General features: G+C 48.5%; 9 protein-coding genes. 6 read left to right on the top strand and 3 right to left on the bottom strand.

The genetic code is table 11. The features are described 5' to 3' along the window. Positions 1–14: 14 nt before the first annotated feature. The 4 genes from BWI97_RS00045 (at position 15) to BWI97_RS00030 (ending at position 6,324) form a co-directional block, all read left to right on the top strand. Positions 15–1,589 carry a SusD/RagB family nutrient-binding outer membrane lipoprotein gene (locus tag BWI97_RS00045; protein ID WP_102199580.1) on the top strand — a complete coding sequence of 525 codons (1,575 nt, stop codon included), beginning with the start codon at positions 15–17 and terminating at the stop codon, positions 1,587–1,589. Between the two features lie 74 nt (positions 1,590–1,663). Continuing rightward, positions 1,664–4,975 carry a VCBS repeat-containing protein gene (locus BWI97_RS00040; protein WP_102199579.1) on the top strand — a complete coding sequence of 1,104 codons (3,312 nt, stop codon included), beginning with the start codon at positions 1,664–1,666 and terminating at the stop codon, positions 4,973–4,975. A gap of 48 nt (positions 4,976–5,023) precedes the next feature. Continuing rightward, entirely contained in the window at positions 5,024–5,920 is an 897-nt protein-coding gene (locus tag BWI97_RS00035) for a hypothetical protein (RefSeq protein ID WP_146010828.1), read from the top strand. 2 nt (positions 5,921–5,922) lie between these two features. Beyond that, complete coding sequence (locus BWI97_RS00030) at positions 5,923–6,324, top strand: vanadium-dependent haloperoxidase (protein WP_102199577.1); 402 nt, start codon at positions 5,923–5,925, stop codon at positions 6,322–6,324. 28 nt (positions 6,325–6,352) lie between these two features. Here BWI97_RS00030 and BWI97_RS00025 read toward each other — a convergent pair whose 3' ends face one another. Beyond that, positions 6,353–6,937, bottom strand: a complete 585-nt coding sequence (locus BWI97_RS00025; protein WP_233207704.1) for a DUF255 domain-containing protein — start codon at positions 6,935–6,937, stop codon at positions 6,353–6,355. 158 nt (positions 6,938–7,095) lie between these two features. Here BWI97_RS00025 and BWI97_RS00020 point away from each other — a divergent pair, with 158 nt between their 5' ends. Together BWI97_RS00020 and BWI97_RS00015 are read left to right on the top strand one after the other, a co-directional pair. Next, positions 7,096–8,067, top strand: coding sequence for a polyprenyl synthetase family protein (locus BWI97_RS00020; RefSeq protein WP_094809760.1), 972 nt, complete (start codon positions 7,096–7,098; stop codon positions 8,065–8,067). A gap of 12 nt (positions 8,068–8,079) precedes the next feature. Continuing rightward, complete coding sequence (locus tag BWI97_RS00015) at positions 8,080–8,619, top strand: DinB family protein (RefSeq protein WP_102199575.1); 540 nt, start codon at positions 8,080–8,082, stop codon at positions 8,617–8,619. A 262-nt stretch (positions 8,620–8,881) separates the two neighbouring features. On the opposite strand, the gene moeB is transcribed toward BWI97_RS00015, so the two are convergent. Together moeB and BWI97_RS00005 are read right to left on the bottom strand one after the other, a co-directional pair. After that, on the bottom strand, positions 8,882–10,003 hold the full coding sequence (gene moeB, locus BWI97_RS00010) for a molybdopterin-synthase adenylyltransferase MoeB (protein ID WP_102199574.1): 1,122 nt from the start codon (positions 10,001–10,003) through the stop codon (positions 8,882–8,884). A 149-nt stretch (positions 10,004–10,152) separates the two neighbouring features. After that, positions 10,153–11,544: a PQQ-dependent sugar dehydrogenase gene (locus BWI97_RS00005; protein WP_233207703.1), complete on the bottom strand. Its 1,392-nt coding sequence runs from the start codon at positions 11,542–11,544 to the stop codon at positions 10,153–10,155. Between the last annotated feature and the right edge of the window lie 344 nt (positions 11,545–11,888).

The raw sequence follows: 11,888 nt of genomic DNA, 5'->3' as shown, positions 1-11,888 counted from the left end.
AAACGAAATTCTAAATGTTGAAATATATTAAGAACAAAACGGTTCTGATGTCAGCCCTAGCTGCCACCGTTCTGTTAACTTCCTGCGATAACGGATTTGAGGAATTAAACACCGATCCGAACGCTCTGCCTAATGCCGAACTTCCCTACATGTTCGCTTACAGCGTGGTAAGAACCTCGGGAACGGGCTACGAAAACCACCGGGCTAACCTGATTTATGCGGGAGCGATGGTACAACATTTCGCTTCGCTGGAAACGTACTGGTCGGGTGATAAGTACCTGTATAATTCTGCGTACTCTGATGCGTATTTCGAGACGGCTTACAAAAATCACGCGAAAGAACTTGAAGAGATTATTGCTAACACCAGAAATAATCCGGAACAATCTAACCTCTATAATATTGCCCGGATCTGGAAAGTGGTAGTGTACCACCGGATTACGGATTTGTACGGGGACATTCCGTATACGGAAGCTGCGAAAGGTTATCTGGAATACATCTACGCTCCTAAGTACGACCGTCAGCAGGATATCTACAACGATATGCTGAACGAACTTGAGCAGGCTGCCCTAGGTTTAGATGCTAATAAATCGACGTTCGGAGCAAACGACATCGTATTTGGTGGAAACGTAACGAAGTGGAAGAAGTTCGCCTATTCCATGATGTTACGTCTGGGTATGCGGTTAACGAAAGCAGATCCGGCCAAAGCAGAAACCTACGTGAAGAAAGCCATTGCTGGTGGCGTCATGACGAGCAACGAAGACATTGCTAAAGTTGCTCACGCCGAAGGTAATGACAACACGCGTAACTTGGATAGTAATACCTTACGTACGCAGGAGTACGTCAACAACCTGAGAGGAAAATCAAACAGCAAGTTGAGCAAAACGTTTGTTGATTTCCTGAAAAACAACAATGACCCGCGGATGCCTTTCATTGCTACGCTCTGGCAGGGTAATCAGGACCCTACGCAGGAGGCTACGGCCACTAATCCGGCTCGTCAGAAAGGATTACCTAACGGCTTTGACGCAACGACCATTCGTTCTTCCGTTTCAGGCTGGGGTACCACGGATTCGCTGCCGCTGTATTCAGAAGCAAACCTGAATCGGATTGCCAGTAATTCAGCTCCTACTGTATTCCAGACCTACGCGGAAGTGGAGTACTTGTTAGCCGAAGCCTCCGTACGGGGTTGGGGTAGCGGTACGGCTGCGGATCATTATAACAAAGGCGTGACGGCTGCAATGGAGATGATGTCACTCTACGGAGGAACTGTTACTCCTGCTCAAATCACGGCCTACCTGGCTGCACATCCCTACCAGACGGGAACAACTGCCCAGCAAATGGAGCAAATCGCTACGCAGTACTGGGCCGTTAATTTCCTAAACTCTTACGAAGCTTACGCCAACTGGCGTCGGACGGATTTCCCGGTATTAACGCCAACGAATTACACGGGTAATGCTACGGGTGGAGTCATTCCCCGTCGCCTCCGTTACCCAACTACGGAAGCCAGTAAAAACGCCACAAATTACAATGAGGCCGTAGCTCGTCAGGGGGCTGATTTATTGACGACCCGCGTGTGGTGGGATAAGCAATAATCTCAAGAAGTTTTCGTAATTTTTACGGGTTAATGAGCTGAAGTTCATTAACCCGTAATTTTTTAGACACCCCAATGAAAGAATGGCTTACCCTAGGCCTGAGTCTGCTCGGACTCTTGCCGTGTGCCTCTGTATCGGGCCAGTTTACCTTGCTAAATCCCACGCAGACGGGCGTAACGTTCACCAATAAACTTACCGAAACGGAAGAACAAAACGTACTGGCTTACGAATACTTCTACAACGGTGGGGGTGTAGCGGTGGGCGATTTGAATAATGATGGCTTGCCGGATTTGTATTTCACGGGGAACATGACGCCCGACCGGCTTTACCTCAATCAGGGACAGCTCAAGTTCAACGATATTTCTTCGGTTGCAGGCATTGGCAAAGGAAATGGCTGGAAAACGGGCGTTACCCTGGTAGATATCAACCGGGATGGCTGGCTAGATATTTACGTTTGTTACTCGGGAAGTGGTGATGCCAGTAATCGGCGAAATCGGCTCTACATCAATCAGCACGTTCAGAAAGATGGTTCGGTAAAATTTAGGGAAGAAGCAGGACTATATGGCCTGGATGCCAATACGCACACGACCCAGGCCTTGTTTTTCGATTATGACAAGGACGGCGACCTCGACTGCTTTCTGCTTAACCACAATATCAAAGATTTTAAACGATTCGATGCGGCGTTGGTAAAAGCCATGCGGGACGAGTTTGCGGGCGATCGCCTCTATCGTAACGATACCGGAGCCGATGGGAAACCGCACTTTACGGACGTAAGTGTGGAAGCGGGTATCAAAGGGAATCCCATTGGTTTTGGCCTAGGCGTTGCGGTTGCCGATCTAAACCAGGATGGCTGGCCCGATCTCTACGTGTCTAACGATTACATCGAACAGGATTACCTGTATATCAATGATGGCAAAGGACATTTTACCGACCAGCTCGACCAAGCCGTTGGACATTTGAGCTATTTCTCCATGGGGAATGCCATTGCTGACATCAATAATGACGGCTGGCCGGATATTCTGACCCTGGATATGCTACCCGAAGACAACCGGCGACAAAAATTGTTGTACGGTCCGGAGAACTACGAGGTGTATCAAAACATGCTGCGTAATGGATTCTATCATCAGTTGATGCGTAATATGCTGCAACTGAATACCGGAGCGGGTATGAAAGGACCAGCCACGACACCCGTATTTTCGGAAATTGGCCAGCTTGCGGGGGTCTCTAATACCGACTGGAGCTGGTGTCCGCTGGTGGCCGATTTCGACAATGATGGCTGGAAAGATCTCTACATTACCAATGGCTATCTCCGCGATTATACCAATATGGACTTTATGAAGTTCTACGCCGACCAACAGCTCAAGGCGGCACGCGGAAACCCGATGGCAATGATGGATATTCTCAAGCAAATGCCATCTACGCAAACCCGAAATTACATCTTCCGTAATGACGGTCAGTTACACTTCGAAAACAAAGGGATGGAGTGGGGTTTCGATCAGACGCACCTTTCCAACGGAGCCATCTACGCCGATCTAGACAATGATGGGGATCTCGATATTGTCACGAACAATATCAATACCCCCGCATCGATTTACCGCAACGATCACTCGAAAACCAATTATCTACAGGTACAATTAGGCAAAACATCCCTAATGCTGGCGACTGGAGCGAAAGTGTGGGTATATACCCAAGGGAAATTGCAGTATCAGGAATTCAATCCAACGCGGGGATTTCAATCCGGCATGTATACGCCGTTACATTTTGGCTTAGGTAAGTCTACCCAGGTGGATAGCCTGCGTATTGTCTGGCCCAACGATCAGACGCAGATCCTGCGAGGTATCCGTGCCAACCAGAAAATCATCGTTGAGCCGCAGGGAAACAAGCAAACTGGCCCACTCATCCCCGTCGAACAGCCCTTCTTCGTGGCCGAACAGCAGGATACTATTCCCTACCGTCATACGGAAGACGTTTACAACGATTTTAAAAGGCAGACGCTTATTCCTACCATGCTGTCGTATCAGGGGCCACATGTAGCCCAAGCCGATGTGAATGGAGACGGTTTGACCGATTTGTATGTACCCGGAGCCAAAGGGCAGGGGGGGCAACTTTTGCTACAAACGCTTCAGGGGAGTTGGCGAGCCACTACACAGCCGGCTTTTGAAGCGGATAAAATGGCCGAGGATACGGATGCTCTATTCTTCGATGCGGACGGTGACGGTGATCAGGATCTGTACGTGGCTAGTGGTGGGTTTGCGTATCTGACCAATGACTTGTTACTACAAGATCGATTATACCTCAACGATGGCAAGGGAAATTTTACCCGTTCTGCCGAAGCTCTTCCGGCCGACCGGTTCAGTGATGCCTGTGTAGTCGCTCTGGACGTGGATAAAGATGGCGATCTGGATTTATTTGTAGGCGGACGCGTACGTCCTGGACGGTACCCGGAAGCCACCAGTAGTCGAATTTTACGCAATGACGGAAAGGGAAACTTTACGGATGCAACCGAAACATGGGCTCCCTTTTTGAAAGACTGCGGTTTAGTATGCGATGCCGCCGTTCTTGATATCGACCACGATGGCTGGCTGGACTTAGTACTGGTGGGTGAATGGATGCCCGTAACCTTTTTAAAAAATAAGCAGGGGAAGGAATTTACAGCTTCTGTACAGGAACATACAAAAGGCTGGTGGAACCGGGTGGAAGTGGCAGACCTGGACCAGGATGGGGATCAGGATCTGGTACTGGGCAATTTCGGTACGAATTCCCAAATGAAACCCTCTGAGCAGGAACCTGTATCCATCATTTATTCTGATTTTGATCAGAATGAAGCCCTGGACCCTTTTCTACTGTATTACATTCAGGGTAAGCCGTATCCGATGGTAAGCCGGGATGAAGCCTTAAATCAGGTGTTTGCTTTGCGACGAAAGTTTACTACGTATCAAGCCTATGCCGAATCGGATTTTTCTCAGCTTTTCACGCCCGAACAAATGAAAGGAGCGGATACCTTACAGGCCACTCAATTCAAATCAGGAATCCTGGAACATACTCCCACGGGATTTGTCTGGCGGGATTTGCCGGTAGAAGCCCAGTTTGCTCCTATATACGCCATCACACTAGTGGATGCCGATGGGGATGGACTGAAGGATTTGATTTTAGCCGGAAATCAGTCGCATACCCGCCTTAAAATTGGGAAAATGGATGCTAATTACGGCATGTTGTTTCGCAATAAAGGTCAATGCCATTTTGAATATGTTCCCCAGTCAAAATCGGGTTTTGTGATCAAAGGAGATGTTCGCGACATCATTCAGCTACGCAAAGGATCCGAAACGGTATTGCTTTTCGGACGGAATGACGATACCATTCAGATCTACCATCCAATCAAAAAATAAGTAGCAATCATTCAACAGAGCTATGGACAGCTCAATGGATTTGATTTCATGAAACAGCTATTAATGGGTTTATGGGTTACAATGAGTACTGCTCAGTCTCAGTCGCTTCAGTCACCCGCTCAACTATATAGTCAGGCCGAAAAGCACCTGACAGATGTAATGATTAACGATGTAATTGGTCCCTGTGCTGCCGCCCGGTACTATGCGTATGCGAATCTGGCTGCCTACGAAGTGATGTTGCACCAGAAGCATCCCGCCGGCTACGTACCCCTGACGGGCCTGTTACCCAACTATCCCATTAAAACTTATACGACGAACGATCAAGTAGATACGCCTTTAGCCACGGTCTACGCACTTTTACGAATGGGGGAAGAAATGCTTCCTTCAGGATACATGCTGGAAGAGCCCCGTAACCAGTTCATACAAGAAGCTAGTACGCGTCTAAGTCCGGAAGTTGTTCAGCTTTCGCGTGCCTATGCTGATACATTGGTCAAGAAACTCGTTCGATATGCAGCTCAGGATGGTTATGTGAAAACGAGTGGATATTTGCGGTATACGCCCGATACGAAAGCGGGCTCCTGGCAGCCTACGCCACCGGCCTATGGCGAAGCCTACGAACCTTATTGGGCCACAGTTCGTCCCTTTTTCCTGGATAGTGCCACTCAGTTTCGTCCGGCTCGACCCGTTCCCTACAGTGAAGAAAAGGGATCAGCCTTCTATCGGCTTTCTAAGGAAGTATACGATAGTACGCGGGCTATGAGCCGGGAACAGAATCACTTTTCTAACTTCTGGGATTGTAATCCTTTCGCTTTGACTCAGAAAGGACATATCAGCTTCGGAACGAAAAAAATATCCCCAAGTGGCCACTGGATAGGCATTACAAGTCTGGCCTGTGTACAGAAAAATCTATCGCTTGAAGAAACCGTCCGCTGGCATGCCTGGTAGGGATGACCATGGCGGATGCGTTTATCTCGTGCTGGGATGAAAAATTTAACAGTAACCGCGTTCGACCGGAAACCTACATTAATCAATTCATAGACCGTTCCTGGCGACCCTTGTTGCAAACCCCGCCATTTCCGGAATATACCAGTGGGCACAGTGTGGTATCGAATGCAGTGGCTACTCTATTACTCACCCTTGATGGCAAACTATGGTCTTATACGGATACCGTAGAGGTTGAATTTGGCGTACCTGCTCGCTCGTATCGCTCGTTTAAGCATGCCGCCGAAGAAGCCGCTATTTCCCGTTTATACGGAGGCATTCATTTCCGAGATTCCATTGAAAACGGAATGAAGCAGGGAGAGGAGGTAGCCCATCATATTTTGCGAAAACTGGCATTGAAAAAATAAGAAAGAGGCTCCCGGAAGAGCCTCTTTCTTATTTGCCTTTAATTTGTAACGAAGGATAAATTTCCTTCTGATACTTCTCCCAGGGCGTTTGTTTTTTGTGATAATTATCGCCGAAAAAGGTAATAATCTGATGAAATTCGGCAGCTTTATGAAAACCGGGTACGGCCTGAATGACCTGAAACTGCTGTTTATCAAGAAACTTCTCGTCCATGAACACCACGGTCGGGAAACTCATCTGACCGTTCATGAGGATCGCGGCCAGTTCCTGATAGCCCCGATTACCCTGGGCAACGAATTTGAAGGTATGCGTGCCTAGCTTGATTGGATTTTTTCCTTCGGCATCCAGTTTCACCGCGTAATATTTTTGATTGATATAGTCAGCTACTTTCGGATCATTAAAGGTTTCACGGTCCATTACCTTACACCAGCCACACCAGTCGGTATACACATCGATCAAAAATTTACGGGGTTCTTTCTGGTTTCGGGCGTAGGCTTCTTCGATCGTCAGCCACTCTACCTTCGCGGCTTTGGGTGCCGGTACAGGACGGGGAATGAAAGCCAGCGATGCCAGAACCAGTGCCATCGTGCAGCAAAGGGTAACGATTCGTTTCATAGAACTAAGGATTTCCTACGAAGTTGAGAAAAGAAATTGATTTTCATCGAAAGTTAACTTCAAAACGTTTTCCTGTACTGGAAAGTTATTCAGGCAGATTAATTTTGAATTTTCCGGGAACGGGCCCCGAAAGCAGATCCGGAACGTGACAAACTTATATGCTACTCAACGACTATACCACCGCGATTGAACAAACCATCGCAACGACTCAGTACGGCCAATCTCCCATTGAACTGTACGAACCTATTTCGTACATTATGGGTCTGGGGGGTAAGCGAATCCGGCCTTTACTGACGGTCATGGCTACCGCTCTCTTCACTGAAAACTGGCAACAAGCGGTTCGACCCGCGGTAGGCGTGGAGATTTTCCACAACTTCACGCTCATGCACGACGATATTATGGACAAAGCTCCCATTCGTCGGGGTCAGCCCACGGTGCACGAAAAATGGAACGACAACGTGGCCATTCTTTCAGGGGATGTGATGCTGGTTTCAGCTTACGAGTTTCTGACGGAGGTAGAGCCGGCGTACCTGAAAGCTGTCATTAAGAAATTCAACCGGGCCGCTGCCGAAGTGTGCGAAGGGCAGCAGTGGGATATGAATTTTGAAAAGCGAATGGATGTCACCAAAGCTCAGTACCTGGAAATGATTCGTTTGAAGACCGCTGTGTTGCTGGGCTTTGCTCTCGAATTGGGTGGAATTATTGGAGGTACGGATGAGGAAAACGCCCGGATTCTGAAAAAACTGGGCGATGCCGTGGGTACGGGTTTTCAGCTCAAGGACGATTTGCTGGATGTGTACGGCGATCCCGGTAAGTTTGGCAAACTCGTAGGTGGTGATATTCTGGCTAACAAGAAAACATTCCTACTCATCGACGCCCTGGAAAAAGCTACGGGTAGCGATCAGGAAGAACTGCAATTCTGGCTATCCCCGCAGGATCACCACAACATCGAAAAAGTACAGGCGGTGACGGCTTTGTATGATCGCTTGGGCGTTCGGCAGACGACGGAAGCAGAAATGAATCGCTACTTTGAAGAGGGCTTCGAGTACCTGAAAGCCCTGCGAATTGCGGATGAGAAAAAAGAAGTGCTTCAGGACTTTTTCCAGAATCTGATTGAGCGGGAAAAGTAATCTTCATAACACATGCATACCATGAAACGGAAACAGGTGCTAAAAACATTGCTGGCGGGTTTGGTCGTCAGTCCGGTACGGGCAGCCGCTCCGGCTACTGATTTTCAGCAGGAATTTCAGAAGGCCTGGAAACGCTCGCGGGACTATACGCTGACGATTTTCAATCAGATGCCGGAAGAACACCTGAACTTCAAGCCAACGCCCGAGATGTTTTCGTTTCGAATGCAATTTGTGCATTGTATGATTTATACAACGGCTCAACTGGCCAGCCGACTCAACGTGAAAGATCCCTACGAAACGGCTCAGGGCTGGAATCAGCGTTCCAAAGCGGATGTGGCCGCCGAACTGGGACGGTTTTACGACTGGGTACAGCAAACGGTAGCCACGCAAACGTCCGCTCAGCTCAGCAAAATGCAGGAGTTTGTCGGTGAAGAACTCACGGGACCGCAATTATTCTACGCCCTTGAAAATCACATCATCCATCACCGGGGGCAGGGAATTGTGTACTTGCGACTGAAAGGAATCACGCCGGAAGGCTATTTCGGCTGGTAAGGTATTTGAAGTTTGATGGCGTTTCAGGTTTGATTGGGTTTGAAGTTTGAAAATAGTTTGAAGTTTAAGGTTTGAATAGCGTTTAAAGGTGACAATAGTTCAGGGGTGAGTCAAGGGACGGTAGATAGCTTGCCCCTATTAAACTTTTAAACCTAAGCAACCACCGAACTAAGCTCAACCTTTTGCTAGGGCTTACTTCAACCTCAAACCATTTTCAAACGACTTTCAAACCTCAAACTGCATCAAACCCCATCCAACCCAATCAATACTTCGCCATCCGAAGATCGACTTCATCTGCCCAGGCATGAATGCCCCCGTTTAAATTGGTAAGGTTATCGTAGCCGTGTTCCTGTTCGAGGTACTGAATGACACTTGCCGAACGCATCCCGTGGTGACAATAGACAATCACGGGACGATCGCGTGGGATATGTTTAACGCTGGTCGGAATCGTGGGCATGGGAATCAGCACGGCTCCGGGCAGGTGACACACTTCGTACTCATCGCTATTACGAACGTCGAGTAAAAAGGTATCCGGCTCCCGTTTGAGTTGCCGCATGAGTTCAATGGCCGAGATTTCGTTGGGTAACAAAACATTGGCCGCCAGCTTTCGGTGCGTTTCCATGCCTTGTTGGGCCAGCATTTCGGCATCAGACCGGCGTTTGAACTTCATTTTTCGCTGGGTATTTTCGAGCAAATCCATCAGCATCAGTTCGCCCGACAGTACTTTACCCACGCCGGTAATAATCTTGATTACTTCATTAGCCTGGTACATCCCGATCATGCCGGGTAAAATGCCCAGTACACCTACTTCCGAACAGTTAGGTATTTCAAGTCCACTCGGCGGATTGGGGAACAAACAACGATACGTAGGTCCTAAAACGCCGTTAGACGGATAGTTGAATACGGATACCTGACCTTCAAAACGATGAATAGCTCCGTATACAAAGGGCTTTTCTGAAAGTACACAAACGTCATTAATCAGATAGCGAACGGAAAAATTATCGGTACAGTCCACGACCAAATCGAATCGTTCGATGATACTGGCGGCATTTTCAGCCACCAGATGCGTCGTAAAAACTTCGTAATCAATCAGATCATTTAATCGACGTAACTGAGCTGCGGCCGTGGTGGCCTTGGGCCGATCTACGTCGGCTGCATCGTAGAGTACCTGTCGTTGCAGGTTGGTTTCATCCACCGTATCGCCGTCCACAATACCTAAGGTACCTACGCCCGCTGCCGCCAGATACAACAGAACCGGGCATCCCAATCCTCCTGCACCCACCACCAGCACGCGGGCATTTTTCAGTCGTTCCTGTCCTTCTGCACCGACCTCGGGCAAGAGAAGATGTTTTTGATATCTCTGTTTTTCTGCGGAAGAAAGCATACACACTACCGGGGTCTAAACCACAATTGACGTAAAAAAGCAGAAGGTACAAAAAAATACATTCCTACTAAAAGACCTGAAACGGTTTTAACGAAACCAATTAGGCTTCACTAAACCGTTTCAGGTCTTGTAACTCTGGATGCCGCCGATTAATTCGCGACCAGCACCCGATAAATGTATCCCGGATCTTCCACGGCTACATAGGCGTATCCATCCGGACCCATTTTTACGTTCCGGACGCGACCAATATTGGGGAAGAGAATTTCTTCTTTCACCACTTTATTATTCTTGAGCACGCAGCGATTCAGGTATTTGAAGCGTAAGGATCCTACCAGCAGATTGCCTTTCCAGGCCGGATACCGCGAACTTTCCACCAGAGCCAGTCCACTCGGAGCAATCGATGGAACCCAGTACGTTTGAGCCTGTTCCATACCTTCTTTAGCTTTCAGATCGGTAATGACTTTGCCGTCGTAATTGATTCCGTAGGAAATGACGGGCCAGCCATAATTGGCTCCTTTGCGAATAATGTTCAGTTCGTCGCCGCCCCGTGGCCCGTGCTCGGTTTCCCAGAGGGTACCCGTGGCCGGATCGATGAGCAGTCCCTGCGGATTCCGGTGACCCCAGGAATAAATGGTACCTTTCGTTTTATCCCTGAACGGATTGTCGGCGACGGGCGTACCATCGTCATTCATTCGGTGAATTTTACCCAGGTCGCTATCCAGGTTCTGCGGATTCGTTTTTTCACTGCCGCGTTCGCCGACCGTTACGAACAGATGTCCGTTTTTATCGAATACCATCCGCGAGCCGTAGTGATGACGGGTTTTGGAGTAGGGCAGGGCTTCAAAAATGATTTTCTGATCGCTCAATTGCGTACCATCCAGTTTGGCCCGCATGACGGCAGTGGTCGATAGTTTTCCTTCCGGAGCGTCCTTAAAAGCCGAATAGGAAAAGTATACCCAATGGTTTTGGGCAAAATCCGGGTGCAGTAGGACGTCGAGTAAGCCGCCCTGACCTTCAGCCAGTACGCTCGGGCCACCCGTCACTTCCGTTTTCTGCTGATTTTTTTCAACGAGGTAAATCTTGCCGTTCCGATCCGCGACCAGCAGTCTCCCTTCGGGCAGAAAAGCCAGTCCCCAGGGATTTGACAGCCCGGCAGCTACGGTATCGAGTTTAGCGGTAAAGGCTTCGGTTTTGAACACATTGGATTTGGGCTTACTGGCGAAACTATACCGATTGCCTTTTTCGATACTGGTTTGAATGAGCTGGGCAATGCCTTCAATTTGCTCGGGTTTCAGCGAATTTTCCCAGGCGGGCATGCCAAAATCCGGATACCCATGCGTGATGCTGGCGATGAGGTCGGGTTTGGTCGTGCCGTGTTTCCACTTGCGGTCAACGAACGCCTGTACATCACCGTGACAACTCGAACACAGGGTCTTAAACGTAGTTTCCGGTGATTCGGGAGGTGTATTGCCGGGAACATTCGAAAAGTTAAGTCCCATCAGAAAGAGGACCGATCCAAGGGCCAGGTATTTGAAAATCATAGGATAAAGAGGTCGTTAGCTTTGCTCTGATCAAAAATAGGAAATTAAGAAGAGTTTTGAGTTTTCAGTTTTGGGTTTTCAGTTTTTAGCGGCTGCCGCTGCGGTTTTCAGTTTTGGTAGGGGAAAACCCGATAAAGGTAGCGGGACAGGTTGTCCGTAGTCCTCATGGCATACGGAGCTAATGACATTGACCCACGGGTTGTCCGTAGTATTCACTACGGACTTTTTAATTTGGTAGGCTGTGCCTACCGTGCTGTACCTGCCCCGCATTGCATACGGGGCTATTCAGATTAAGCTTTGGAGGCTTGATTGAAAAAATAGACAGGGTTTTAAGTCAATTTTCT

The organism is Siphonobacter sp. BAB-5405 (genome assembly GCF_002872335.1).
In the GTDB taxonomy this organism is placed as follows: Bacteria; Bacteroidota; Bacteroidia; order Cytophagales; family Spirosomataceae; genus Siphonobacter.
This window is presented reverse-complemented; position numbering and strand designations above follow the sequence as displayed.

Coding starts and splice junctions, on each gene's coding strand:
- BWI97_RS00045 (WP_102199580.1), top strand. CDS start 15: ATGTTGAAATATATTAAGAACAAAACGGTTCTGATGTCAGCCCTAGCT.
- BWI97_RS00040 (WP_102199579.1), top strand. CDS start 1,664: ATGAAAGAATGGCTTACCCTAGGCCTGAGTCTGCTCGGACTCTTGCCG.
- BWI97_RS00035 (WP_146010828.1), top strand. CDS start 5,024: ATGAAACAGCTATTAATGGGTTTATGGGTTACAATGAGTACTGCTCAG.
- BWI97_RS00030 (WP_102199577.1), top strand. CDS start 5,923: ATGACCATGGCGGATGCGTTTATCTCGTGCTGGGATGAAAAATTTAAC.
- BWI97_RS00025 (WP_233207704.1), bottom strand. CDS start 6,937: ATGAAACGAATCGTTACCCTTTGCTGCACGATGGCACTGGTTCTGGCA.
- BWI97_RS00020 (WP_094809760.1), top strand. CDS start 7,096: ATGCTACTCAACGACTATACCACCGCGATTGAACAAACCATCGCAACG.
- BWI97_RS00015 (WP_102199575.1), top strand. CDS start 8,080: ATGCATACCATGAAACGGAAACAGGTGCTAAAAACATTGCTGGCGGGT.
- moeB (WP_102199574.1), bottom strand. CDS start 10,003: ATGCTTTCTTCCGCAGAAAAACAGAGATATCAAAAACATCTTCTCTTG.
- BWI97_RS00005 (WP_233207703.1), bottom strand. CDS start 11,544: ATGATTTTCAAATACCTGGCCCTTGGATCGGTCCTCTTTCTGATGGGA.